The 25,704-nt window shown below is 36.1% G+C and carries 22 protein-coding genes and 1 pseudogene; 10 read left to right on the top strand and 13 right to left on the bottom strand.

The features are described from left to right. Window positions 1-258 precede the first annotated feature (258 nt). The 3 genes and pseudogenes from BW926_RS11555 to dnaG form a co-directional block, all read right to left on the bottom strand. Window positions 259-552 (bottom strand): annotated as a pseudogene (locus BW926_RS11555) (DJ-1/PfpI family protein); the annotation flags it as partial. Between the two features lie 151 nt (window positions 553-703). Next, the gene (gene clpP, locus BW926_RS11550) at window positions 704-1,390 is read right to left on the bottom strand and encodes an ATP-dependent Clp endopeptidase proteolytic subunit ClpP (RefSeq protein WP_076447232.1); all 687 of its coding nucleotides are present in this window, start codon (window positions 1,388-1,390) and stop codon (window positions 704-706) included. A gap of 111 nt (window positions 1,391-1,501) precedes the next feature. Further along, window positions 1,502-3,478, bottom strand: coding sequence for a DNA primase (dnaG, locus tag BW926_RS11545; protein ID WP_076447230.1), 1,977 nt, complete (start codon window positions 3,476-3,478; stop codon window positions 1,502-1,504). Between the two features lie 347 nt (window positions 3,479-3,825). Between dnaG and BW926_RS11540 the strand changes: the two genes are divergently transcribed. From BW926_RS11540 to BW926_RS11500, 9 genes are all read left to right on the top strand, one after another. Beyond that, window positions 3,826-5,604 carry a zinc metalloprotease gene (locus BW926_RS11540; RefSeq protein ID WP_076447229.1) on the top strand — a complete coding sequence of 593 codons (1,779 nt, stop codon included), beginning with the start codon at window positions 3,826-3,828 and terminating at the stop codon, window positions 5,602-5,604. A 42-nt stretch (window positions 5,605-5,646) separates the two neighbouring features. Next, a complete protein-coding gene (locus tag BW926_RS11535) occupies window positions 5,647-6,228 on the top strand; it encodes a T9SS type A sorting domain-containing protein (RefSeq protein ID WP_076447227.1) in 582 nt (193 codons plus the stop codon). A 107-nt stretch (window positions 6,229-6,335) separates the two neighbouring features. Beyond that, entirely contained in the window at window positions 6,336-6,743 is a 408-nt protein-coding gene (gene tsaE / locus BW926_RS11530; RefSeq protein ID WP_076447225.1) for a tRNA (adenosine(37)-N6)-threonylcarbamoyltransferase complex ATPase subunit type 1 TsaE, read from the top strand. 69 nt (window positions 6,744-6,812) lie between these two features. Further along, the gene (locus BW926_RS11525; protein WP_076447224.1) at window positions 6,813-8,006 is read left to right on the top strand and encodes an alanine dehydrogenase; all 1,194 of its coding nucleotides are present in this window, start codon (window positions 6,813-6,815) and stop codon (window positions 8,004-8,006) included. Next, window positions 8,006-8,377 (top strand): hypothetical protein, encoded by a 372-nt coding sequence (locus tag BW926_RS11520; RefSeq protein ID WP_076447222.1) that lies wholly within the window; start codon window positions 8,006-8,008, stop codon window positions 8,375-8,377. The genes BW926_RS11525 and BW926_RS11520 overlap by 1 nt, the downstream gene beginning before the upstream one ends. 185 nt (window positions 8,378-8,562) lie before the next feature. Further along, window positions 8,563-9,333 carry a histidine kinase gene (locus tag BW926_RS11515; protein ID WP_083672311.1) on the top strand — a complete coding sequence of 257 codons (771 nt, stop codon included), beginning with the start codon at window positions 8,563-8,565 and terminating at the stop codon, window positions 9,331-9,333. After that, a complete protein-coding gene (locus tag BW926_RS11510; protein WP_076447221.1) occupies window positions 9,311-10,021 on the top strand; it encodes a LytR/AlgR family response regulator transcription factor in 711 nt (236 codons plus the stop codon). The genes BW926_RS11515 and BW926_RS11510 overlap by 23 nt, the downstream gene beginning before the upstream one ends. Window positions 10,022-10,130: 109 nt before the next feature. Then, window positions 10,131-12,419, top strand: a complete 2,289-nt coding sequence (locus BW926_RS11505) for a cation:proton antiporter (RefSeq protein WP_076447219.1) — start codon at window positions 10,131-10,133, stop codon at window positions 12,417-12,419. A 186-nt stretch (window positions 12,420-12,605) separates the two neighbouring features. Continuing rightward, window positions 12,606-13,451 (top strand): prephenate dehydrogenase, encoded by an 846-nt coding sequence (locus tag BW926_RS11500; RefSeq protein ID WP_076447218.1) that lies wholly within the window; start codon window positions 12,606-12,608, stop codon window positions 13,449-13,451. A gap of 113 nt (window positions 13,452-13,564) precedes the next feature. On the opposite strand, the gene BW926_RS11495 is transcribed toward BW926_RS11500, so the two are convergent. The 8 genes from BW926_RS11495 to BW926_RS11460 all read right to left on the bottom strand — a co-directional run bounded on the left by BW926_RS11495 (window position 13,565) and on the right by BW926_RS11460 (window position 21,506). Beyond that, window positions 13,565-14,983 carry an L-serine ammonia-lyase gene (locus tag BW926_RS11495; RefSeq protein WP_076447216.1) on the bottom strand — a complete coding sequence of 473 codons (1,419 nt, stop codon included), beginning with the start codon at window positions 14,981-14,983 and terminating at the stop codon, window positions 13,565-13,567. Between the two features lie 170 nt (window positions 14,984-15,153). After that, window positions 15,154-16,497, bottom strand: a complete 1,344-nt coding sequence (locus tag BW926_RS11490; RefSeq protein WP_076447215.1) for an ammonium transporter — start codon at window positions 16,495-16,497, stop codon at window positions 15,154-15,156. Between the two features lie 107 nt (window positions 16,498-16,604). Further along, on the bottom strand, window positions 16,605-17,246 hold the full coding sequence (locus BW926_RS11485) for an alpha/beta hydrolase (RefSeq protein ID WP_076447213.1): 642 nt from the start codon (window positions 17,244-17,246) through the stop codon (window positions 16,605-16,607). A 62-nt stretch (window positions 17,247-17,308) separates the two neighbouring features. Continuing rightward, window positions 17,309-18,091 carry a hypothetical protein gene (locus tag BW926_RS11480; RefSeq protein ID WP_076447212.1) on the bottom strand — a complete coding sequence of 261 codons (783 nt, stop codon included), beginning with the start codon at window positions 18,089-18,091 and terminating at the stop codon, window positions 17,309-17,311. 257 nt (window positions 18,092-18,348) lie between these two features. Next, the gene (locus tag BW926_RS11475) at window positions 18,349-18,984 is read right to left on the bottom strand and encodes a YceI family protein (RefSeq protein ID WP_076447210.1); all 636 of its coding nucleotides are present in this window, start codon (window positions 18,982-18,984) and stop codon (window positions 18,349-18,351) included. A gap of 78 nt (window positions 18,985-19,062) precedes the next feature. Then, entirely contained in the window at window positions 19,063-19,629 is a 567-nt protein-coding gene (locus BW926_RS11470; protein WP_076447209.1) for a YceI family protein, read from the bottom strand. 148 nt (window positions 19,630-19,777) lie between these two features. Next, window positions 19,778-20,827, bottom strand: coding sequence for a glucokinase (locus BW926_RS11465; protein ID WP_076447207.1), 1,050 nt, complete (start codon window positions 20,825-20,827; stop codon window positions 19,778-19,780). Between the two features lie 115 nt (window positions 20,828-20,942). Beyond that, window positions 20,943-21,506, bottom strand: a complete 564-nt coding sequence (locus BW926_RS11460) for a hypothetical protein (RefSeq protein WP_076447206.1) — start codon at window positions 21,504-21,506, stop codon at window positions 20,943-20,945. Window positions 21,507-21,762: 256 nt separating this feature from the next. Here BW926_RS11460 and BW926_RS14760 point away from each other — a divergent pair, with 256 nt between their 5' ends. Then, complete coding sequence (locus BW926_RS14760; protein ID WP_143756543.1) at window positions 21,763-21,966, top strand: transposase; 204 nt, start codon at window positions 21,763-21,765, stop codon at window positions 21,964-21,966. Between the two features lie 397 nt (window positions 21,967-22,363). Here BW926_RS14760 and BW926_RS11450 read toward each other — a convergent pair whose 3' ends face one another. Both BW926_RS11450 and BW926_RS11445 read right to left on the bottom strand, forming a co-directional pair. Beyond that, on the bottom strand, window positions 22,364-23,590 hold the full coding sequence (locus BW926_RS11450) for an MFS transporter (protein ID WP_076447204.1): 1,227 nt from the start codon (window positions 23,588-23,590) through the stop codon (window positions 22,364-22,366). 187 nt (window positions 23,591-23,777) lie between these two features. Further along, the gene (locus tag BW926_RS11445) at window positions 23,778-25,451 is read right to left on the bottom strand and encodes a glutamine--tRNA ligase/YqeY domain fusion protein (protein ID WP_076447203.1); all 1,674 of its coding nucleotides are present in this window, start codon (window positions 25,449-25,451) and stop codon (window positions 23,778-23,780) included. Window positions 25,452-25,704 lie beyond the last annotated feature (253 nt).

Genomic DNA, 25,704 nt, shown 5'->3' with positions numbered 1-25,704 from the left:
TACTGATGAGTTCCAGATTATTAGTTTTTTAAATTGCAATCCAAAATTGCTAATTTTCTTGGAACTTTTTTGTCTAAATAAGTTTAAACAACTTCAATAATAAATATTGAAAGGTCTAAATATCATCTAAGTAAAAAATAGCTCAATATTACTAATCACCATCGAGCTTCCCTCTTCCAGCACCCATCTTCAAACTTAATTATCACAAAAAAAGCTTAAACACATCTAATCCTTATTTGGACTAACTGAATATTAAATTTATATGGTCTGATCTTCATGCTTACCTTCCAAGATTTCTTCGACCATTTTAGCATTGAAAGCCGGAAGATCTTTCGGGGTAAGGTTTGTTACCAGCCCGTTGTCAACGATTACTTCGCTGTCTTCCCAATTTGCACCAGCATTTTTCAGATCTTTACTGATGGAATTTACCGAAGTCATATTTCTGCCATCCACCACTTCTGCATTAATCAGAATTTGTGGGACATGACAAATGGCTGTAACAGGTTTTTGCTGCTCAAAAAAGTCTCTTACGAGAGATAGCGCTGTTTCGTTACCAACTTTTAAATATTAATTAATAAAAATTGTTAAAATGATTTTTTGGTATAATATGAATTAAAACTGAATAAAAACCCGGATAAATTTAATTTAAAACAAAAAAAAACGCACCAAATTAATTGATGCGCTTCTTCTTTTTTAAAAGAAATTATTTTTTGCCCGTAGACCTCTGTAAAACCTCATCTACCATTCCGTAGCTCTTAGCTTCTTCGGAAGTCATCCAGTAATCTCTGTCAGAAGATTTTTCAACCCACTCGTACGTTTGTCCTGAATGATGAGAAATGATTTCGTAAAGCTCCTGCTTTAATTTCAGCATTTCTCTCAAATTGATCTCCATATCAGAAGCAACCCCCTGAGCACCTCCTGAAGGCTGGTGAATCATTACTCTTGAGTGTTTAAGCGCAGAACGCTTGCCTTTTTCTCCTGCCACAAGCAATACAGCTCCCATCGAAGCAGCCATACCTGTACAGATGGTTGCTACATCAGGCTTGATGATCTGCATGGTGTCATAAATTCCTAATCCCGCGTAAACGCTTCCACCCGGAGAGTTGATATAGATTTGGATGTCTTTTGAAGGATCTGCACTTTCTAAGAATAAAAGCTGCGCAGTAACGATATTGGCTACCTGATCATCAATCCCTGTCCCCAGGAAAATAATCCTGTCCATCATCAAACGGGAAAAAACGTCCATCTGAGCTACGTTAAGCCTTCTTTCTTCCATGATGTACGGTGTAAGGTTCGTTGGGCCATACATCCCCATATACTGATCGGTTACCAAACCGTTGTTTCCTAAATGCTTTACAGAGAAGTCTCTGAATTCTTTTTTAATGTCCATATTTCTATTGTGTATATTAAATTTTACGAAGTTTAAATTACAATTTTTATTCCTAAAATTTTATAGGACTTTTTGTCACAGACTTGCTTATTTTACAACTAAAATATCAATTTATCTGTCAGTATAAATCCCTGTAATTGCAGAATAATTCAGGATTTTTGCCAGCTCTACCGAAACGAGGGTTAGCATATGAATTTTTTTCAGTAGCTCAAAATATTTTTCTTCATCAGATTCAGCAAAATCGGGCAGTTCTTTTTTTGTCTTTAAAATTAAATAGTTAACGTATCTGAATTTATGAATTAAAATATCACCAGCCACCTGCTCAGGGATTTTGTCTCCGTAATTGGGTGAAAAAATATTCTTGGTCGTCCAGTCGTTTAGCTCGCTATAGATATTCATTGAATTGACGGCGGCTTTGCTCAATTCTTCATCCATCAAGCCAAAGAAAAAATTACCTTTTCTCAATTCGTCTTTCTCAATTCCTTCTTTAATGTATTCAACGATTTTTTTATTGAGTTCAACTTGAAATTCATAACCATCCTCTTCAAAATGATGTAAAATTTCCTCAATTACTGTAATATCATAAGGCTGCTGGTCCGGGCTTGTTCTTTTAAGGACGACATCCCCATAGTTTAGCATATGGTTGATTAGGTCATTTTCAAGTTTGGTAACATTAAAAATAACAGGATCAACTTCTTCTTTATTTTCCTCTACAATTTCCAGCTTTGTGGGCGGTGAATCTGTCCTTGTTTGTGCTTTTTGTGCCTGATTCTGAATAATCTGTGTCTGAACACCCAACTCATTAAACAAACTCTGCTCAGACAAGCCGAATTTATTGGAGACTTCCTTAAGGTAAACCTCTCTTTTCAGCGCATTCTGAACAAAACCAACGGATTTCACAATATCCCTAATGGCCTCTGCTTTTTTTATCGGGTCATTTCCTACTTCTTTTAAAAGAATTTCAGCTTTAAAATCAATAAAGTCTTTTGCCTCATTTTCAATGAATTTCTCCACATATTCCTGTGGGTGCTTCCTTGCAAAAGAATCCGGATCATCACCGTCCGGAAACAGCAGGACGCGAATGTTCATTCCTTCTGTCAACAGCATGTCTATGCTTCGGAAACTGGCTTTAATCCCTGCATTATCCCCATCAAAGAGTATTGTAACATTTTCCGTAAGCCTTTTAATAAGCTTAATCTGCTCTGTCGTAAGCGAAGTCCCCGAACTCGCCACTACATTTTCAATCCCGGACATATGAAGGGAGATCACATCCATATATCCTTCCACCAAAAGACAGACATTTTTTCTCGAAATCGCCTGCTTGCTTTGGTTTAATCCGTAAAGAACATTTGATTTATGATAGATTTCCGTTTCCGGGGAGTTAAGATACTTGGCTGTTTTGACATTGCTTTTAAGGATCCTTGCTCCAAACCCCAGCACACGCCCCGAAAAGCTGTGAATCGGGAAAATTACTCTTTCCCGAAATCGGTCAACACCAGCCGGCATATTTTCCGGGAAAATGGAAAGTCCGGATTTTTCAAGGATTTCTTTAGTATAGCCTTTTTCCAGAGCATAGACTGTAAAGGCATTTTTCTGCTCCGGGGAATAGCCCAGCTGGAACTTTCTTATTATCTCATCCTTTAATTCTCTTTCTTTGAAATAGGCTAAGCCGATGCTCTTTCCTTCTTCCGAATCCCAAAGTATTTCCTGGAAATAATTATTGGCCACCTCATGGATTTTGTAGAGCAAATCCCTTTCCGTATGTGCCAGCTTGGCTTCTTCGGAAAAATCTTTCTGATCTTCTTCGATTTCAATGCCATATTTTTTTGCTGCGTGACGCAAAGCTTCCGGATACGTAAAATTCTCTATTTCCATTAAAAAAGAAATCGCCGTTCCTCCTTTTCCTGTTGAGAAATCTTTCCAAATCTGCTTACTTGGTGAAACTACAAAACTGGGAGACTTTTCTTCATGAAACGGACTTAGTCCTTTAAAATTAGACCCTGCCCTCTTCAACTGCACATATTCTCCAACAATCTCTTCTACTCGGATTGTGGAAAATATTTTATCAATGGTCTGTTTAGAAATCATGATGTAAAAATAAGAATGTTTTTTATTACTCTCAGAAAATTAAGCTCCGGAAAAATAATTCAACAACCTTAGAATTTAGTCATAAAAAATATAAATAGCTAATTATAAATAATTTAGAATGTCTATCCGGGCATATTACGGAATCAATAAAAATTATAAATAATTAATATCCAAAACTTTAGAAAAAAAAAGCTTACGCATCCCAAATTGCGCTGATTTTCAGATATTTAAATTTATTTTATCTTCACTGTATAATTTTTAATTATTGAAACATAATTGATAATTATTACCAAAAACACAAATTATTTTTTAAGAATTTAAAATTTGAACCCATCAAAAAAAGTAAGATGAAAAAAATTACATTTAATTTCAGTAAATGGGCACTTTCGATTATTTTTCTTTTCACTGTTTACAGTATCGATGCCCAAAAGAGTATGCGAGATCATCCGTTAGGAAACAATATCAGCTTTTTAAATCAGCTTCAGTCTGAATTGAAAACAGCAGAAAAAAATAATGGAAAAGCTAAGTTAAATCTTTCTGTTTCAACCCAGGAAACATTGCACGGTATTATTAATTATCAGCAAAACAAAGATGGAATTTTACACATTGAAGGAGAAATACAGGATCAGCCACATGGAAGCTTCAACATTAAAATAAATGACAGCAAGCTGGAAGGCAACATTATATTTCCTCAAAGCAAAAAGGCCTATGTTTATTATTCTCAAAATGGAAATGCTTACATAAAAGAAGAGGATATCAATAAAGTTATCTGTGTAGATTTCCACATTCCTAAAAGCTTTTTTCAAGGAAAAAATACAGCTCATAAAAACGCTACTGTTACTAATATCACCAGCTTACAAAGTTTTCCCGGTGCTGCAGGCTGTCTGCTTCTGGACTTTGATGGCTATGTAGTTCCGGCAGGAAGCGGATGGAACGCCGGGAATACCTTCACAGCCTTACCTTCAGGAATGACAGACGCCAATATTCAGGAAGCATGGGAGATTGTTGCGGAAGATTACAGACCATTCAATATTAATGTAACTACAGATGAAAATGTTTTTAACACTTACCCGCAAAATAAAAGAAGAAGATGTGTCATTACTCCTACAGACCTTCCGTCTCCCGGAGGTACGGGAACTTCACTTATCAATAGCTTTTCTTCTTCCAGTGATCTGCCTTGCTGGGTATTTACCTTATCAGCAGGAGTCTACGGAAAAATAGTAGGTGAGGTCGCCTCTCATGAACTCGGGCATACATTCGGTCTTTACCATGACGGCCAGGGACCGTACACCTACTACGGAGGTAATGGAAACTGGGCTCCTATTATGGGAATAAGCTATTATAAAAACGTTACCCAATGGAGTAAAGGCGAATATTCAAACGGTACCAACCATCAGGATGACCTGGCTATTATCTCCAATACATCAACAAACGGAGTTGGCTACAGGCAAGATAATATTGGGGACACATTTTCTACTGCCAATATACTTGTAACTGCCGGAGAAGTTGTGAATGCAGCACAGAATCAAAGCGTGATCGATCATACTGATGATATTGATATGTTTATGTTTCATGCCAATGGTGGAAATATCAACCTAAAAGTACAGGCCGCGGAACGACATAGCGATCTTCTCCTAAAAGTATTATTATACAACAGCCAGCATCTTTTGGTAGCTTCATATATGGGAAATACTACAAATTTAAGTGATCCCATTACTATTAATATCAATCTTGCAGCCGGTGATTATTATCTGGCCATAAGCGGAACAGGGGAAGGAACTCCTGATACAGGATACACAAGCTACTCCTCCCTCGGAATATACAGCATCTCTGGGAATATCCCGAAAATAGGAGTTTTAGCGACAGGAGAAAAGATTTTGGATGAAAAAGAAAGCACGATCGTATACCCAAGTCTTGTTATAAACGAATTTACAGTGGATACAAAAAATACCGGAAAATACGAAATGAAGATTTTCAGCAGCGCAGGGCAGCTTTTACAATCCAACCTGTTATCTGATCAGATCACGCAGATTTCTTTTTCTGACAAACCTCCGGGAAAATATTTCATTGTACTGAAAAATCTAAAGTCCGGATTAAATGTCTCACACAGCATTATCAAGCAATAAGTATGCATAAAAGAAAATTCAAATCATTAAAACATTAAGATTATGACTACAAATCAAAATTTATTACCACAAGGTAAAAACAAAAGGTTTCAGAAAAAAAATCTATCTCCTTTCAAAAGATGGCTATGTCTAATTATTTATTTTTCATTAGTTTACAGCTATGCACAAAGTAAAAACCAAACACAAATGCCGGAAGCGGATCATCAGTTTTTCGAGCAGCCAGAGGGAAATGCAAATATTTCCCTCTTAAAAACAGAAATAGGACATACAGTCTCCGGGAATGAAAACATGAGTACGGAATATGTAAGAAAAATCACTTCAGATCAAAATCATTTTACCGGATTAGTAAGTTCAAAAGATGGAACTATTAGTTGGAAAGAAAACAATAGCGGGATCAACATTTACCCCAACCCTGTAAAGGATGATTTCACAATTGATACAAATTCTGAACACGAACACGAAATCATGATTTACAATGCTTTGGGCCAGATCATCCATAAAAACACAATCAAAAACAAATGCCTCAAAATATTTTTTTCAGACAAACCGACAGGAACTTATATTTTAATGCTTAAAAACACAAATACCGGCGAGATGAAATCCTACTCTATTCTCAAAACATAATTCTTTAAACCTTAACTGCTCTGAATCCAGGGCAGTTTTTAGTATAAATTTAGAAAAATTGATTAAACCTAAAAACTCATTCTTTATTTTTGCAATAAATAACTTGTATGCAATTCAACATTAATACGATTGAAGACTGGCAGGAAATAGCAGACCATACCGTTTCTCAGCTTATACATAACATCCTTTTATTAAAGGGAAACCTGGGGGCCGGAAAAACTACTTTCACCCAATTTCTGCTGAAAAACCTGGGTAGTGAAGACGAAGTAAGCTCCCCCACCTATTCTATTGTGAATGAATACAATACATCCAAAGGAAAAGTATATCATTTTGACCTTTACCGCCTTAAAAATATAGAAGAAGCATATGACATCGGCATTGAGGAATATTTAGACAATGCTTTTCTCTGTATCATCGAATGGCCGGAAGTATATGAAGACGAGCTTTACGGGCTTAAGTACCACAGTATGAGTATTATCAACAAAGGAGACAGCAGAGAAATTACTTTCGAGTAAATATTATGTATCTTTGCTATTGAATTTGAATGTAAAATAACGATCTGTAAGAACCTAACATTTTAAAGGATGAGTACGACAAATATTTTTACTCCTTTTACCGAAGAAGAACTGATGCCGAAAGATGAAAAACTGGAAGTAATCAAAAAAGGAAAACAATTCAGCATAGGAATCCCGAAAGAAACCTCGCTGAATGAAAGAAGAACCTGCATTACACCAGATGCAGTACAGGTTCTAGTAGAACACGGCCACGAAATCATTATAGAATCAGGCGCCGGAGAAGGTTCATTTTTTACAGATCTGCAATACTCTGAATCAGGCGCAAAAATTACTAAAGACCCTAAAGAAGCCTTTTCGCAAGACTTAATTTTAAAAATAAACCCGCCTACAGAAGAAGAAATCGATTATATGCGGGCGAATACTTATCTGGTTTCAGCATTACAAATCAATCTAAGAGACAAAGATTATTTTTTAAAACTTGCAGAAAAAAAAGTAAATGCCATCGCTTTTGAATTCATTGTTGATGAATATAAGCAGCTTGCTTTGGTAAGGCTGGTGGGCGAAATTGCAGGAACCGTTTCCATTCTTTATGCCTCAGAATTATTAGCCCTGTCAAACGGATTAATGCTTGGCGGAATTACAGGGGTAAGACCTACGGAAGTAGTAATTTTAGGAGCTGGAATTGTAGGAGAATTTGCTACAAAAGCAGCCATTGGTTTAGGCGCAAGTGTAAAGGTTTTTGACAATTCACTTTCAAAATTAAGAAGGCTTCACACATTAGTTGACAGCCGTGTTCCTACCTCTATAATAGATCCAAAAGAATTAGGAAAATCAATCAGAAGAGCAGATGTAGTGATTGGGGCCCTTCCAAGGCTGAACATGACGCCTATCGTAACTGAAGATATGGTCATGAAAATGAAAAAAGGCAGCGTTATAATCGATATTACTATAGACAACGGAAAAGTAATCGAAACATCAGAGCTTACCACGATGGAAGATCCTTACGTTATCAAACATGGAGTAATTCATTGCGGACTTCCAAACCTTACCTCAAGAATGCCGAGAACAACCACAAAAGCTATCTCCAATTTCTTCCTTTCCTATATTTTAAATTATGACGAAGAAGGCGGCTTCGAAAATATGCTGGTACGCAAAAACGAAATGAAACAGAGCCTTTATATGTACAAAGGAAGGCACACCAAGAAAATCATCTGCGATCGTTTCGGACTTACATATCATGATATCAATCTTTTAATCTTCTAATGAAAAAACTGAAATTTTACATAATTGGGCTTATTCCAGGGCTTATTATTGTATTTTTTATATTAAACAAAAAAGGCGCAAGCTGCAGCGGGTATCTTCCGAACAGCCGGGTAATAGCAGAAACTCTTTCCAAAGATTTCCAATATTCGGAAGCTTTTAAAAAGGAAATGACTGCTTTAAAAATTGATGAAAAATTCCTTAAAGACAGTATCATTACAAAGGGAAAAATTGATTTCGATAAAAGCCATGCTCAGAAAAAGCCCTGCCCGGATTATCTCCTGACCTATCCGGATAAAAATCCGACTTATGAAATCACTTACGAGAAATGCGAAGAGCGTGTGACACTGAATTCTTTGAAGAAATTGAAATAGATAAATTAACCAAAAAAAATCGGCCCGCTTTGCGAAGCATTTATGCTTTTGGTCCCTTAAAATTAGAACTATCTTTATTAAAAACTTTGCGTTTAAATAAAATAGAAAGGTGCTTCGACAAGGTCAGCCTGACGTTTTACTAATGCTATTTGTTTAAAAAGTAAGACAAAAATATTTTAAAACCAATGGAAGGCAATTACTACATGATTCAAGATTACCTGATATTCATTGGAGTATTCGGAATTTTCTTTTTTCTAACAGTAAGCGTTTATCTTTTCAGTCAAAATCAAAAAATCAAGAAAAGAAATACAAAGCTTTCCGAAACCAATAAAATAACTGAGCAAAGATTAAACGAAGTAAAGCTCGAGCATATCGGTACAAAACTGAATCCTCATTTATTTAAAAATATTTTAAACTCCGTGCAGTCCCATGCCTACCAAACCTATATGTCTTTGGATAAGCTGGCGAATGTTTTAGACTATATTTTATATGAAAGCAATAATAAATTTGTCAGTCCTAAGGAAGAATTGAATTTCGCTTTAAGTTTAATTGAGATTAATAAAATAAAGATAAATCCTCTTTTTGATTTTAGAATTAAATCAAAAATCAACAAATCAGATGCGGTTTACGAAGAGAAAGTTTTTGCTCCGCTGCTTTCCGTTGATCTTATTGAAAATGCTTTCAAACATACAGATTTCCTCGCTCAGGATTCTTTCATTTCTGTTCATATCGAGCTTGAAAACAGGGTTTTCATGATGAAAGTAAGCAACAAAGCTTCCTTAAAGAATGTTCTTGAAAAGGAAAAAAGCGGCTTCGGAAGTCAGTCTTTGAACCAACGTCTCAAAATGATCTACAATACTTTTTATACACTTCATAAAACTTCAAAAAACGGTATCTTCACGGCAGAATTAACAATCAATTTAGGAGAATTCTATGATAAAATGTGTTATTCTTGATGATGAGCTGCTGGCCATAAGCTATTTAAAACTTCTATGTGAACAAATTGATAACGTCGAAGTTGTAAAAGCTTTTAATGATCCTAAAATCTTTTTAAAAGAGATCGAAAATGTAGATTGCAATCTCTGTATTTTAGATATTGAAATGCCAGGTATGAACGGGCTCCAGGTGGCAGAAAGCATTTCAGATTCAAAAAAAATCATTTTTACCACTGCTTACAAGGAATATGCAGCTGAAGCCTATGACCTGAATGTGGTAGATTATGTAAGAAAGCCTATAAAAAAAGAGAGGCTAATCCAGGCATTTGAAAAGGCAGCCGCTTTATTGCAAACCCGTCAGAAAAAAGACTTCATAGAATGGAATACCAATATTGGCAAAACCACTATTTTTACTCATCAGATCAGCTACATCAAAACTTCAGAAATCGACAGCCGGGATAAAGACATTATCCTTAATGATGGAACAACCATAGTTCTGAAAAACCTCAGCTTTAAGCATCTTCTGGAAATGCTTCCTTCAAAAGATTTTGCGCAGGTCAATAAAAAGGAAATTATTGCTTTATCTTTTGTTAAAATATTTTCTACCCACGAAATTATCACTACCATACCCATCGAAGAAGGAAACTTCTTAAAACTGCAGATCGGTGATGCTTATAAAAATTCATTAATGGAAATGTTCGGAAAATAGAAGCCTATTACCCTTTTATTGCAGAATTTATCCATTTCATTACATTTTAAAAGAAATAGTATTTATCATCTATTTATTCTTGCCAATTTTGCAGAAATTATTTGGAGTTATGAATTTGGGGAAATACAGAAATTTAATTTTCTATATCGCAACAATTGTTTTTTTTTCATTCCTGATGTATTGGTTTTTTGTTGAAGGCAAAACCTTGGAAATAGGAGAAAACATACCTCCTGCAAAAACTTCCGGTTCTACTATGTGGGAGAATTTTATGGATTCATTTATGGTGAACCTTCATCACCCCCTGGCGCTTCTTCTTGCCCAGATCATTACTATTATCTTAGTAGCAAAGCTTTTCGGATGGATCTGTATAAAGCTGAAACAGCCTTCTGTAATTGGGGAAATGATTGCAGGTATTGTTTTAGGGCCATCGCTTTTCGGGCTATACTTTCCTGAACTTTCCGCATTTATCTTTCCGAAAGAATCTTTGGGCAATTTACAGTTTCTCAGCCAGATAGGACTTATCCTATTCATGTATATTGTCGGGATGGAACTTGATTTGAGCGTTCTTCGTAAAAAAGCACATGATGCCGTTGTGATCAGCCATGCAAGCATTATTATTCCTTTCGCTCTTGGGGTGGGATTGTCTTATTTTATCTATAAGGAATTTGCTCCAGACGGAATCCAGTTCAGCTCATTTGCATTGTTTATTGCTATTGCAATGAGCATCACTGCATTTCCGGTATTAGCCAGAATTGTTCAGGAAAGAAATCTTCATAAAACAAAAATCGGGACCGTTGTAATTACCTGCGCAGCAGCAGATGATATTACTGCTTGGTGTATTTTAGCCGCCGTAATTGCCGTAGTAAAAGCCGGGTCTTTCTCAGGATCAATATTCGTTATTTTAATGGCGATTTTGTATGTTTTCATTATGATTAAAGCAGTGAGGCCTTTTCTAAACAGGATTGCTGAGGCACAAAAAGGAAAAGGCTTTATCAGCAAAGGCTTGGTTGCTATATTTTTTCTGATCCTGATTATTTCATCTTATGCAACGGAAGTTATCGGCATTCATGCGCTTTTCGGAGCATTTATGGCTGGGGCGGTCATGCCTGAAAATATAAAATTCAGAAATCTTTTCATTGAGAAAGTTGAAGATGTTGCATTGGTTTTATTGCTTCCGCTTTTTTTTGTATTCACGGGACTAAGAACCCAGATCGGGCTGCTGAATGACCCCCATCTTTGGAAAATTGGCGGATTTATCATCCTCACCGCTGTTACAGGAAAATTCGTAGGAAGTGCTCTTACGGCAAAATTTTTAAAAATAAGCTGGAAAGACAGCCTTACAATAGGTGCTTTGATGAATACCCGTGGACTTACCGAGCTTATTGTACTGAATATTGGATATGATTTGGGTGTTTTAGGCCCTGAATTGTTTGCGATGCTTGTCATTATGGCTTTATTTACCACTTTCATGACCGGCCCTTGCCTAGACCTTATCAACTACCTTTTTAAAGGAAAAAAATCAATGATAGAAGACGATGATCAGCATGACAGCGATACGAAATACAGAGTTCTTTTATCTTTTGAAACTGCTGAAGCCGGAAGTAAGCTGCTGAAGCTTGCAGACAATTTTACCCATAAAATGAACGGTAATAAAAGCATTACCGCAATGAATATTACCCCTGTAGATGAGCTTCATCCGTTTGATATTGATGATTTTGAAAAAGAACAGTTTAAAGATGTTATCGAAACATCCCATGACTTAAATTTAAAGGTAACTACCCTTTTCAAGGCATCTACAGACGTTGAAAATGATCTCGCCAGCATCACCAATAAGGGCAATTATGATCTCCTTCTGATCATGCTCGGAAAATCGATGTATGAAGGAAGCTTGCTGGGAAGATTATTAGGCTTCACAACAAAGATCATTAATCCTGAAAAGCTTTTAAAAACAGTAAAAGGAAAAGGAAATATTTTCAACAATTCGCCTTTTGATGATTTGACATTTCAATTATTGGATAGAGCCACCATCCCGGTTGGGGTTTTAGTTGAAAAAGAATTTACTTCTGCCGATAAAGTTTTCATCCCGATATTTAATTTAAGTGACTTTTATCTTCTCGAATATGCGAAAAGGTTGATTAACAACAATAATTCGCAGATCATTATCCTCGATGTGGCAGGACAGATCAGAAACAATATTGAGGTAAAGGAACTTATCAGAAGTATTGAACAGGTTGCACCCAACCACATCACTTTATACAACGAAAAAAAGATTGAGAAAGAATTTCTTAATTCACAGGACGTGATGCTGATCAGCAGTAAAAGCTGGAAAAATCTGATTGATACGAAAAGTCTCTGGTTATCAGACATTCCATCAACGTTGATCATAAGCAACCCCTGATAAATGAATTGTAAATTTTCATTTTTTAATCCAATGTAAAAAAAATTATCTATCTTCGTTTCGTGATTACAAACAACGGAACATATTATTACGGAATTTTTACCTCAAATCTGGGATAAGGATTTCTTATATAGATACATGAACCTCGTCCTTGGGCGAGGTTTTTTATTTTAAATTTTTTAAAAGATGAAAATTAGTATTATTGGTGTAGGACTGATCGGCGGTTCGATGGCATTAAAATTAAAACAAAAAGGAATTGTTGATTTTATTTATGGAATTGACAATAATAATGAGCACCTCAACGAAGCTTTAAACCTAAAAATAATTGACGCTAAAGTCGACCTGGAATACGGGATCAAAAATTCTGATCTTATTATTATTGCCATTCCTGTGGATGCTGCAAGAAAATTGCTGCCGCAGGTGTTAGATTTACTATCTGAAAATCAAGCGGTAATGGATGCAGGATCTACAAAATCCGGAATTGTAAATGCTGTGAAAAATCATCCGAAACGATCCAGATTTGTGGCCTTCCACCCGATGTGGGGAACGGAAAACAACGGTCCAAAATCTGCTGTTTCTGAAAGCTTTACGGGAAAAGCGGGGGTAATCTGCAACAAAGAAGAATCTGCAGAAGATGCATTGCAATTGGTTGAAAAAATCGTTGAAAACCTTGATATGCATTTGATTTACATGAATGCGGAAGACCATGACGTTCATACAGCTTATATTTCACACATTTCGCATATTACGTCTTATGCTTTAGCGAATACTGTTCTGGAAAAAGAGCGTGAAGAGGAAACGATTTTCCAGTTGGCCAGTTCCGGTTTTTCAAGTACGGTTCGTCTCGCGAAATCCCATCCCGAAATGTGGGTTCCTATTTTCAAGCAAAATAAGGAAAATGTTCTGGATGTTCTGAATGAGCATATTTCTCAATTAAGAAAATTTAAGGCTGCTTTGGAGAAAGAAAACTTTGAATACCTTGGAGAACTAATTTCTAATGCTAATAAAATCAGAGGTATTCTTGATAAATAATTTCATTATGAACTGTTCACAGGGTTTTACCCTGTGCTATTCATATGTCGCCACTTCGTGGCTCCCCAATATTGAAAAAGGAAATGTAAAGTATTACTCACCCATTATTTATATTAACATTCCGAAACATTCACTGCGATGGCCAATCCGCCTTCAGAGGTTTCCTTGAAGCGGTCATTCATGGAAAGTGCGGTTTCCCACATGGTTTGAATTACTTGGTCTAAGCTCACTTTTGCCTTTGAAGGATCACTTTCCAAGGCAATATTGGCTGCGGTGATTGCTTTGATGGCTCCCATTGTATTTCTTTCAATACAAGGGATTTGAACTAAGCCTTTAATCGGGTCGCAGGTCATACCTAAATGATGTTCCATAGCAATTTCGGCGGCCATTAGAACCTGTCCTACGCTTCCTCCCAAAATTTCGGTAAGCCCGGCTGCGGCCATCGCTGATGAAACACCTACTTCTGCCTGACAACCGCCCATTGCAGCGGAAATAGTTGCATTTTTTTTGAACAAAGTTCCTATTTCACCGGCTACCAATAAAAATCTTACGATATCATCATCAGTAACAAACTCCGTAAAGGCCTGAGAATACATCAAAACTGCCGGAATTACGCCACTGGCACCGTTTGTGGGAGCTGTAATGATTCTTCCGAAGCTTGCATTTTCTTCATTTACGGCTAAGGCAAAACAAGAGATCCATTTATTGATATTAGTGAAATTTTCTTCAGCATCTACAACCTGCTGGAACCATTCATCTATATTTTTATAAATTTTATCGCCTAACAATTTTCTGTTGATTCCGGCTGCTCTTCGGGAAACATTCAGCCCTCCGGGAAGAGTACCTTCTTTATTGACCCCTTTGTAAATGCATTCTTTGATCTGCCGCCAGATATAAAGCGCTTCCTGCTTTGTTTCCTCCTGGGTTCTCCAGCTTTCTTCATTCATTAAAATTAAATCTGATACTCTGTTTAATCCCAATTTATCACAATATTTCACGATATCTGAAGAATGATGACATGGGTACAGAGTTCTAATGCAATGCTTTTCAATAGATTTTTTCTCCTGGCTCATAATAAATCCGCCTCCTACAGAATAAAAATCCTGAACGAGCTCTGTTCCGTCTTCGAAAATGGCCTTAAAAATCATTCCGTTTGGATGAAAATCGAGAGATTTCTGCATATTTAGCACCAGATGATGCCCGTATATGAAAGGAATTTCTTTTTCGCCGCCAAGATTAAGGATTCGGTTTGTTTTTATGGTATCAATCTTTTCATCAATTTTTGAGGTATCGATTTTTTTAAAGTCTTCTCCATTCAGGCCAAGCATTCCGGCAATATCGGTACCATGCCCGATGCCTGTTTTCGCCAGAGAACCAAAAAATTCAAGAAAAACTTCTTTTACCTCAGCAATTGATCTTTCTCTTTTTATAATCCTGATAAACGCAGAAGCCGCATTCCAAGGGCCCATTGTATGGGAGCTTGACGGACCTATTCCTACTTTAATAATCTCAAAAACTGATATTGATTCCATAATTGACAATTCAACCTTTTCTTTAACACAAAGATACACGATAAATTGTAAAGCCAAAGATGAAAATCACCTCCGGCTTTTATTAAAACTATATGAACACGAGAATATTATTGATGTGAATTATTATTTTAAAAATTTCTCAAAACGAACTGATAATTCACGATTATCTTTCAACAAAAGCTTTCTTCATGCTGAGACATGTCTAACCCCATATTTTCAGACTCCTCAGAAACTCTTAGAGTAATGATGCTATCTGTTATTTTATATAAAATTAATGATCCGAAAAAAGCAAATAACGAAACCAGTATTAAAGCCATCATATGATGCAGGAATACTTCAAAACCTCCATGCAGAAGACTTGCATTCTCTCCATGAGCAAAAATCGCCGTAAGGATCATTCCCATGATACCTCCCACACCGTGACATGCAAAAACGTCTAATGTATCATCGATTTTTTTTAACGCTTTCCAGTTTACCATGATATTGGAAACAATTGCAGAAATAAATCCTATAAAAAGACTCTCGGAAACCGATACAAAGCCACATCCCGGCGTGATGGCAACCAGACCAACAACCGCTCCGATGCAGGCTCCCAGCGCAGAAACTTTTCTCCTGTTAAGACGGTCAAAAAAGATCCACGTCATCATGGCAGAAGCCGAAGCAATGGTAGTCGTTCCAAACGCGTTGGCTGCTGTAGCATTGGCGCTGAGAGCAGAACCAGCATTAAAGCCAAACCATCCGAACCAAAGCATCCCCGTCCCCAGAAGCACAAAAGGAATATTAGAAGGCTCATGATGAGGGTTTTTCCGGTTTCCCAGAACAATCGCTCCCGCCAGTGCTGCAAATCCCGCGCTCATATGCACTACTGTACCACCCGCAAAATCTTTAATTCCAAAATACTTATTGAGAAGGCCATCCGGATGCCAGACCATATGGCAAAGCGGCGAATAAATAAACAAGCTGAAAAGCACCATAAACAGCAGGTAAGAAATAAACCTCACCCTCTCGGCGAAAGAACCAGTGATCAAGGCAGGTGTAATGACCGCAAATTTCATCTGAAACAGGGCAAAAAGAATAAAAGGTATCGTAGAAGCCATCGCTTTATGAGGCAATACCCCTACCCTGTTGAAAAAAGGATAACTTAAGGGATTTCCAATAACACCGTAATGTTCTCCATTAATGGTAAAGCCTATAGAATCTCCAAAAGAAAGCGAAAAGCCCACCACTACCCACAAAATAGAAATCACTCCTAACGCTATAAAGCTCTGAAGCATTGTGGAAATAATATTCTTTTTACCTACCATTCCTCCGTAGAAGAATGATAGCCCGGGCGTCATTAGAAGTACAAGGCCGGCCGCAGCCAATATCCATGCTACATCGGCACCTACGATATTATCTTCCGGTAAAAACTCTCCCGTATTCGGAAAATCTACAATAGAGCTCCAGAATAATCCTCCGACAGCAACAAGGGTAATGATAGCAAAAGAAACAATCCATTTCAGGCCTACAGTCATACAATTTATATTTAAACCTTTTCAAATTTAAAAATAAATTTTCACAAAAAATATATTTTTTAATAATACCCCATAAATTTTAACCTAAATTTAATTTTAATTTATATTTAAACAAAAACACCCTTCAAAATACCAGATACTTCTTTAAATTTTGTAGCTGGAAAAAGATGAGTACCCCCTTTTACGATAAAATCAGGTTTTGAGTTTTTTATCGGAAAAACAATATCTCTGTCACCCATAATCTGGATCACACCCGGTGTACCCTCAAACTTCCACTCGGAGATTTTTTCAATAGACCATTTCAAATAGTAAGGGTCGCGTACACGGAAATATTGGAGCAGCCTGGGATTTTTAGGATCGAATAGTTTTCTTACTACAGCGTATGCATTAGTCGTTTTATCATTAAAAAACCTCAACGGAAGCATCCTGGGAATTCCGGTGTACTGCCCTACTTTTATCAGCCGGGATTTTTCTTTATCGGATCTAATGCTTCCCAATATCACTACTTTGTCTGCCGGTTTCAACTTATTAATTTCCTGGACCATTATTCCTCCGAAGGAATATCCCAAAAGATAAAAAGGCTCAGAATCATCCACTTTCTCGACCATTCTCTGAACATATCCGGAAAAAGTTTCGTTTTGATAAGGAACAAGCCATTCAATAAAAACAACCTTATGGTGTTCTGGAAACTGTAGTTTTTCCAATACTTTAAAATCTGCTCCTAAGCCGCTTACTACATAAATTTTCATCATACTAAAATAAGAAAAAGCATCTAATGATGCTTTCCCCGTTAATAATATTATGTATTTTCTTAGTTTTTCTGAGCAGAAACCCTGGTAATACTATCGATAGATAATGCGGTAACCTTATCCGATGATTCCCATTCTATTATATATCCATTTCCCGTTCCTAAGGGCGGCGGAAGACTCACTTTATCAGCAATTGTAGTAAAATTATACACCAGAATCCCACTAGATTTACCTGTAGGAATGACCGCGTTCATTTCTGATCTGAAGCCTGATGAAGGATTTCTTAAGATAAATCTGATCTCCTGGCTTGAAGCATTGGCATTTTTGGTATAATTAACAATAATACGCCATTGGTGAACCTGCCCCAGCACATTGTTTTCTAAAAACCGACCGTTCTTATAAATCTTATCGTCTGAAGCCGGAGAATTATCCGGCCAGCTGGTAGTGGGTGATGATGCATAATTCAGAGGTGCGGAATAAGTCACCTGCTTAGTGGTATCAGGAGGAACATTGGCCCAGCTGGGTTTTGTTCCTGCAGAACCACCTACTCCGCTGCCACTTATTTTCACCACACCTTCGTTAGATTTTGTCTGCTCTTTACTGTACATCAGGGTAGACCATTGTACACCGTCATAATAGCGAATTGTTTTATTGGTAGAGTCATAGGCAAGCATTCCTGCTACCGGCGAGGTAATGGCATTGGGATCAGGCAGCCTGGGAATGACCATTGTAGAAGTCGTGGAAACGATATCCAGAACACCTTGCGGCTTGGTAGTATTGATTCCCACCTGAGAGTACGATCTTACAGATATTGCAAGAACTACGATAATGATTTTGTTTGTCATAGATGTGTATTTATTTAATTGCTCAAACACACATCTTCATTGATATTAAGTATTACAAATATGCAGTAAATATTTTTAACTTAATAAAATAACTCACCATTTACATTACATTAGTTGATATTTAGTAAAATTTTAATACAAAAATATTTTTAAGTTTAAATGTAAAATAAAAATATAATTATCAATTAAAATAAATCCATAAAAAAGAGTGACTTCCTGAGAAATCACTCTTAAGTTTATCAAAAAAAGTTAAAACCTTATTTTTTCTTTTTTGCAGGAGTTCTGTTTTCGTTATCCAATACTGCTGTTGAAATCTTGAACTGTATATCCATTTCGTTTTTGATGAAATAATCTTTAAGTGAAGACTGGTAGAATACTTTAAAATCTCTTCTGTTTAGAGAGAATTTTGCAGATTCAATTACTACTGTAAACTGAGTAATATAAACATTTGCAGGGAAAGTAATCGTTTTTCTCACTCCTTTGATGGTAACATCGCCATAAACTGTAGAATTGTACTCACTGTTTGCCAAAGGAATAATTTTCGTCAAATGGAATTTTGCCAAAGGAAATTTCTTTACTTCAAAGAAATTAGTACTTTTAAGGTCATTGGTAAGCTTTACCATATCCTCATCCTGGTTTGAAATATCACCTGCCATGATTGATTTCATATCAATCACAAATTCCCCATCTACCAAAACCGTTTTATCGAATGTGAACTTTCCGCTTTTCAGCTTTACCGTTCCGGAATGTGTTGTAGGAAGCGTTTTTACAACCTTGTAACCCCACCATCTGATCTCTGATGATGTTACCTTTACCACTTTATCTCCTTTCTTTTGCGCGAAAACAAATGACATGCTTACACACATCACAGCAAACAATAGTAATCTTTTCATTCTTTTTTATTTACAATTTAACAAAAATAAAAAAAAGTGTAGAACTTCTACACTTTTAACAATTTTTTTTTGATTAAATTATTTAGCTGTTACTTTTACAAGCATATCAAAATCATCTTTCACAAGAACATCCTGCATGGTAGACTTATAAGCAACATCAAATTTTTGTCTGTCTATAGTGAATTTATTTGAGACCAAGCTTACCACTCCTTTACTGTAAGAAATTTTTGCAGGGAAAGAAATAGGGTTTGTTTTTCCCTTTACCGTTAAGTTTCCAGTTACTAAGGAGTTGTAGATTTTATCATTATTTTTCTTTACTCCTGTAATTTTGAAAGTCGCTGTAGGATATTTTTCAACTTCGAAGAAATCTCCGTTTTTAAGATGTCCGTTCAATTTTCCCTGATATTCACCAGTAAGGTCAGTAGAATTAATAGAAGTCATATCTAAAACGAAAGATCCTCCCAGCAGCTGGTTTCCTTTCATTACCATTTCGCCTGATTTTACTTTTACGGTACCGTCATGAGAACTTGCCTCAGATTTTGCAATCTTGTATCCCCACCAGTGCACGTCTGAAGCTACTACTTTTTTTGATTGTCCGAATGCTAAACCACCAGCTAAAATTGCTAATAAAAATATTTTTTTCATTTGAATAAAATTTATTTACTTGTTTTTTATTTACTGATGCAAATGTAGCTAAGTCCTATGATAGATTCTATTGATATATATCAATAAAAACAATTATTTCTATTAATAATATCATTAAAAAACTCCGAATAATTTCGGAGCCATTTTTTTAATCTTGATAATAAGCAGTATAGAGTGCAGCACCATTTAAGCCTGTATTACTGTTTTTAATAAGATAGATAGGGATATTTCTAAGCATCTCTTCCATTTTATCACTTATTTTGAATTTTTCATAAAACTTATCTTTATCCATATAAGTCTGAATAGTTTGAGGAATATCTCCTGAAATTAATAAACCACCTGTTGCTTTCAGCTTTAAAGTAAGGTTATTGGCTTCTCTCGCTAAAAACTCGATAAAGGTATCTAAAGCGATTTTACAAATCAATACATCTTCTTCCACCGCAGCCTTGAACAGTTCTTCTACAAAATTTCCATTTGAAAATCTATCAGCAAGCCATTCCGGTTCAGGATGTCTTTTTACATCCCTCAAAAATCTGTAAATATTAAATAAACCTGTTTTGGAAAGTACATTTTCCCAGCTTACAATACCATAAATATTGTTTAAGAACTGATAAAATTCTACCTCAACATTGGTTCTCGGAGAAAACTCTGAGTGACCACCTTCTGTTGCAAAAGGCCTTAAATATTTTCCGTCGAAAAAATATCCAGCTTCCCCTAGCCCGTTTCCAGGAGCAAGAATTGTCACATTTCCATTTTCAAGATGCCCGCTTGTGTAGATAGGATCCAAATCGCTGTCTTCCAAAAGCGCCATGCCATAAGCAGACGCCTCAAGATCATTCAGCATGTCTGCCTTTTCGAATTTGAAGTCTCTTTTGTATTCTTCTACATCAAGATCCCATCCCAGTCTTGCAGGGTGGCTTTTCCCGTTGATCACAGGTCCCGGAACAGCCATTGCTAATCTTTTCACATTCTCCAGTTGGTTATCCTCAATGAATTTCTTCAATATATCAGTAAAAGAAGCATATTCTTTGGTAGGATAAATATTTTGGATTTTAATCTCAAGACCTCCGTTACTGGAAACAAAAAAGCCTAAACTTGTAATATCTTCACGAAGGTTTGCCCCAATGATAGAAACATTATCATTGCTGCTATTTTTTACTCCTGGTAAATAAAGTGGAAATTTTGGATTCAAAATCATAATCTCAAATTTTATCAAATATAATAATAGTTTTTGTAAATCCCACAGCGGAAAAAGAAAACCTTTCCAAGTTTTTGAAAAGGTTTGGCTAATAATTGTTTATATCTAAATCTAACTACTTTCCTAATGGAATATTATAAGAAAATCCTACCCCAATGTTCCCCACATTATAATTCTGATTCGGCAAATCTCCTTTATCTCCTACAAATACTTTCTGATACTGTACAAAGAAATTCCAATCTCGGTTGTGATATCCTATTTCAGGCTTGATATAGAAACCGCCGTTCGGTCTATTAAGTGTAGTATTGGACGCCACTTTCTCATCACCTATCAGGAATCCGTATCCTAAATCCGTTCCGAAATAAAATCCTGACCGTTTAGGGTAAATCCTGATCAAAGCACCCACAGGAATTAATCCCACATCATTATTATTATATCCATTGTTATTTTTTCCGAAATAGTGAGTATACCCAGTCGCAATACCTAATCCGAATCCTGGAGTAATAAGGTTCTGGTAAGCCACATCTACTCCTACAGAAGCAGAAACATTATCTGAAGGAACCGCTAAACCAGCATTAGCACCTACCTTGATCATGTTGTTCATCTTAGCATTTTGTGCACTTACAACACTGGCTGTAAGAATTCCGGACAGCAGAATTGCCTGTTTAAAAATTTTCATAACTCTGATTTTTAATTTTACTAACCTCGAAAATGTAAAAATCGTGCCAGGCACCGGCTTTTTTCTTACTTTAACATTGATAAAATCCTCAATTTAATGACAATCAATTAATTAATTTCAAACATAATTTAAATGGTTGTTTAAAAACTTATTCTAAGATAAGTTTTACCCGTTATGCATTTAAGAATTATAGAATAAAAAGATTGTTCACTTCATCTTTTACCAATATTTTTATTGTAGATTCTACACCTGTTAAATCTATAAAATCAGCAGGGCTAATTTTTCCGGAATTTGTTCTTCAGAAGAAATAAAACCTGCATCTGGATATTGTGCTGAACAGAAAACAAGATATTTCGGGTACAAACTTCATGCGGTATGTGATAAAAATGGAATCTTTCACTCATCTGATTTTCCGTCTGCAAATATTCATGATATAAATTATTTTAATGACATTAAATAAAATCTTTAATTTTTTTTATTGATAGGACATAGAGGATATATAAGCAAAGAATTTCAAGTAGAATTATTCAACTATTCTATTATTAATCTTTCAGTTCTAATGTGGAAAAATCAACACAATTTTGTGGGGTTTTCAAGGATAAAATCCAAATCAGAAAGCATATTGAAACTATACTTTTTATTTATTAACGATTAATATTTTGTGAATCTTCTTTACTCACATCCGTTTCTTTTGCAGACTTCTCCTGCGTGAGGGATACAGAGGGCGGCGACAAAGGAGCCGGTGCGAATGAGAAACGAATGAGCACGGAAGCAAAGCGTACCCCAGAGCAGCCCGGCCCGGGTGATTTCAGGAATGAGTAAAGCCGTGAAATCTCCCGGGACACGCCCTAAAAAAATTATTTTTCAAGTTTCTTTGCATCAATGATCCAAGGAACGATAAAGTAAAAGGCAACGGCAATTGTTGCCGCCAAAACTCCTGTCCCAATCCACAAGGTATTGAACCCAAATTTCTCAGCAATTAAAGTCCCCAGATATGGAGTAATGATAAACGCAATGGAGAACGAAATCCCGTTCAGTCCCATGTAGGCGCCTTTATTGTTTTCTCCGGACCGCAATGCCGTAATAGTCGACATGAAAGGTAGTGTCCATATTTCTCCAATGCAAAGTATCGTCATAGAAATTACTAATGTGATTATGCTGTAATCGAATGCCATCATTGTGTATGAAATCCCACAAATAAAGGTTCCCAATAACATTGTAATGGCTAAATTGAAATATTTTTCTGCAATTTGTACGAATCCCATTTCAAGCAATACGATGAGAAATCCGCTGTATCCTAGAATATAACCAATATTTTGCTGACTTAATTGGGCTACGTCTTTGTAGAAGATTGTCAGGGTGCTGAATAACTGGAAAAAGCAAATTGAAAACAGCATACAAAAGAAGCAATAGATCAAGAATTTACTATCTCGGTAGGGCGAATTTTCTTTCTTGATTTCTATAACTTCTTTTACTTTTTTAGCTTTTAATTTTGCCAGTTTGTTACGTTTTCTGAAAAACCAGATATAGATGATTCCTGCCGATAATGCTGCCAAAGCGTTACTGAGAAAGAGAAATTCATAGGAAATGGCAGACAATATCCCTCCTAACGCCGGGCCAATAGAGAATCCTAAATTGACCGCCATCCGGTTTAGAGAAAATGCTCTCGTGATGTTTTCGGGCTTTGCATATTTTGTAATCGCAACCGAGTTTGCAGGACGAAAGGTATCACTCACAATACTTTGCAGCAAAATGATAGCCGCCACTCCAACTTCAGTTTTGAAAACAGGAATCAGGCAAAATAAAGGAACGCTTAATAACAGACTGAAAGACTGAACTTTATATTCACCAATTTTATCTGTAATAAATCCCCCCAGCCATGATCCCAAAACTGATCCAATACCGAAAAAACTCAATACAATACCCGTATTTTCTATGCTGAAATGCAGATAATTTGTCATATAAACCCCTAAAAAAGGAAGTACCATTGATCCCGAACGATTAATAAGCATTACCAAAGCTAGCATCCAGCTTTCTCGCGATAGCCCCTTGAATGAGTTGGTATATATATTTATAATTTTCATAATTTTTCAAATTTTAATTAATAATTTACTTATTGCCAGCTTTTTTTAAACACGAATTGTTTTCACAAATAACACAATTATGATTTGTAAAATTTGTACCGATTATTTGTACTATTAGTGTTTAAAAACAAAAAAACAGGACTTAAAAAATTAAGCCCTGTTTTTTTATTTTGATATAAATAATTTTTTACTCCGGCTTATAAGAGTCTTTTAATGTCACTGTTCTATTGAACACCAAATGCGTATCCGTAGAGTCCTGATCTTTTGTAAAATAGCCAATTCTCTGGAATTGAAGAGGTTCTCCAATTGCCACATCCTTTAGGCTTGGTTCCGCAAATCCCTGAACTGTTGTTACGGATTCCGGGTTGATGAAGTTTAAGAAATCCACATCTTTCTCAGCATCAGGTTGTTCCACAGTGAATAACTTATCATAATTTTTAATTTCCACAGGAATGGCATGCTTTGCAGACACCCAGTGAATTGTACCTTTTACTTTTCTTAAGCTTTCCTCAGTTCCGCTTCCGGACTTGGATTTTTCGTCATAAGATGCGTAGATAGTTGTGATATTTCCGTTTTCATCCTTATCTACTCTTTCACCTTTAATGATGTATGCAGATTTTAGACGGACTTCGCCACCTAATTTCAGTCTAAAGAACTTATTATTAGCTTCTTCCTTAAAGTCTTCACGCTCAATATATAATTCTCTGGAGAAAGGAATTTCTCTGGTTCCTGCATCTTCTTGTTCAGGATTATTTTCAGTTTCCAGCCATTCTTCTTTTCCTTCAGGATAGTTTTCAATGACTAATTTAACGGGATCAACAACCGTCATCACGCGTTTTGCGACTTTATTCAAATCTTCACGAACGCAAAATTCCAATAGCTGAAGCTCAATTAAATTTTCCCTTTTGGCTACCCCCACTTTTTCGATAAAATTCTTGATAGCCATCGGTGTATATCCTTTTCTCCTCATTCCAGAAATGGTAGGCATCCTTGGATCATCCCAGCCGTTTACTACATTTTCAGCAATCAGCCTTTGCAGTTTTCTTTTGGAAGTAATCATGTAAGAAACATTCATTCTAGCAAATTCTCTTTGCTTATTTTTCACCTTTCCTTCTTCATAAACCTGATCTAAATACCAGTTATAAAGCGGTCTGTGGTTTTCAAATTCCAAAGAACAAAGCGAGTGTGAAATTTGCTCGATATAATCGGATTCACCGTGCGCCCAGTCGTACATTGGATAAATTTTCCATGCTGTACCGGTTCTGTGGTGAGGTTTATTCAAAATTCTGTACATCACAGGGTCACGCATATTCATATTTGGCGAAACCATGTCGATTTTTGCACGAAGAGACATTGAACCACTTTCGAATTCACCGTTTTTCATCCTTTCAAATAAATCTAAAGACTCTTCAACAGGACGGTTTCTGTAAGGAGATTCAATTCCCGGCTCGGCAGGATTTTTTCTTTGTTCAGTAATTACTTCAGACGGCTGCTCATCTACATAAGCTTTTCCTTCTTTAATGAGTTTAACCGCCCAATCATAAAGCTGCTGGAAGTAATCGGAGGCGTACAAAACTTTATCCCATTTGAAACCTAGCCATTCAACATCTTTCATGATAGAATCTACGAATTCCTGCTCTTCTTTTTCAGGATTCGTATCGTCGAAACGAAGGTTTACGGGAGCATTGTATTTTTCACCTAGACCAAAGTTGATGCAGATCGCTTTGGTATGACCTACATGCAGATAACCGTTTGGCTCAGGCGGAAAACGGAAACGGATCTGATCTCTTCTCAGACCGTTTGCCAAATCATCTTCGATAATTTGCTCAATGAAATTGAGTGATTTTTTTTCTTCTTCCATTAAAATTCACTTTAAAATGCCTTATTATACGACAATTTGCAAATTTAAGAAATTTAAAGGGTTTATGGAAATTATAATTAAAAACTATAATCGTTAATAATTCAGTATTTTTATTTAATTGAGAAATTACTTAAAATTAACAAGCATACTAACCTATCTCCTGGCAATTAATCAATACATTTCATAAAGATGAAAAAAGCAGAATCTTTTGACTTTATTTAACGTTTTAATTTGGCATCCAACCTATTTTGAC

The organism is Chryseobacterium sp. RU37D (assembly GCF_900156075.1).
Lineage (GTDB): Bacteria > Bacteroidota > Bacteroidia > Flavobacteriales > Weeksellaceae > Chryseobacterium.
The sequence above is the reverse complement of the archived record's forward strand: the minus strand, read 5'-3'. Positions and strand labels throughout refer to the sequence as shown.

Excerpts from the sequence above, each read along its gene's own strand:
- tsaE (WP_076447225.1), top strand. The coding sequence starts at position 6,336 with ATGCAATTCAACATTAATACGATTGAAGACTGGCAGGAAATAGCAGAC.
- dnaG (WP_076447230.1), bottom strand. The coding sequence starts at position 3,478 with ATGATTTCTAAACAGACCATTGATAAAATATTTTCCACAATCCGAGTA.
- BW926_RS11495 (WP_076447216.1), bottom strand. The coding sequence starts at position 14,983 with ATGGAATCAATATCAGTTTTTGAGATTATTAAAGTAGGAATAGGTCCG.
- BW926_RS11525 (WP_076447224.1), top strand. The coding sequence starts at position 6,813 with ATGAGTACGACAAATATTTTTACTCCTTTTACCGAAGAAGAACTGATG.
- BW926_RS11485 (WP_076447213.1), bottom strand. The coding sequence starts at position 17,246 with ATGAAAATTTATGTAGTAAGCGGCTTAGGAGCAGATTTTAAAGTATTG.
- BW926_RS11445 (WP_076447203.1), bottom strand. The coding sequence starts at position 25,451 with ATGGAAGAAGAAAAAAAATCACTCAATTTCATTGAGCAAATTATCGAA.
- BW926_RS11505 (WP_076447219.1), top strand. The coding sequence starts at position 10,131 with ATGAATTTGGGGAAATACAGAAATTTAATTTTCTATATCGCAACAATT.
- BW926_RS11480 (WP_076447212.1), bottom strand. The coding sequence starts at position 18,091 with ATGACAAACAAAATCATTATCGTAGTTCTTGCAATATCTGTAAGATCG.
- BW926_RS11515 (WP_083672311.1), top strand. The coding sequence starts at position 8,563 with ATGGAAGGCAATTACTACATGATTCAAGATTACCTGATATTCATTGGA.
- BW926_RS11450 (WP_076447204.1), bottom strand. The coding sequence starts at position 23,590 with ATGAAAATTATAAATATATATACCAACTCATTCAAGGGGCTATCGCGA.
- BW926_RS11510 (WP_076447221.1), top strand. The coding sequence starts at position 9,311 with ATGATAAAATGTGTTATTCTTGATGATGAGCTGCTGGCCATAAGCTAT.
- BW926_RS11460 (WP_076447206.1), bottom strand. The coding sequence starts at position 21,506 with ATGAAAATTTTTAAACAGGCAATTCTGCTGTCCGGAATTCTTACAGCC.
- BW926_RS11520 (WP_076447222.1), top strand. The coding sequence starts at position 8,006 with ATGAAAAAACTGAAATTTTACATAATTGGGCTTATTCCAGGGCTTATT.
- BW926_RS11470 (WP_076447209.1), bottom strand. The coding sequence starts at position 19,629 with ATGAAAAAAATATTTTTATTAGCAATTTTAGCTGGTGGTTTAGCATTC.
- BW926_RS11475 (WP_076447210.1), bottom strand. The coding sequence starts at position 18,984 with ATGAAAAGATTACTATTGTTTGCTGTGATGTGTGTAAGCATGTCATTT.
- BW926_RS11535 (WP_076447227.1), top strand. The coding sequence starts at position 5,647 with ATGACTACAAATCAAAATTTATTACCACAAGGTAAAAACAAAAGGTTT.
- BW926_RS11500 (WP_076447218.1), top strand. The coding sequence starts at position 12,606 with ATGAAAATTAGTATTATTGGTGTAGGACTGATCGGCGGTTCGATGGCA.
- clpP (WP_076447232.1), bottom strand. The coding sequence starts at position 1,390 with ATGGACATTAAAAAAGAATTCAGAGACTTCTCTGTAAAGCATTTAGGA.
- BW926_RS11540 (WP_076447229.1), top strand. The coding sequence starts at position 3,826 with ATGAAAAAAATTACATTTAATTTCAGTAAATGGGCACTTTCGATTATT.
- BW926_RS11465 (WP_076447207.1), bottom strand. The coding sequence starts at position 20,827 with ATGATTTTGAATCCAAAATTTCCACTTTATTTACCAGGAGTAAAAAAT.
- BW926_RS11490 (WP_076447215.1), bottom strand. The coding sequence starts at position 16,497 with ATGACTGTAGGCCTGAAATGGATTGTTTCTTTTGCTATCATTACCCTT.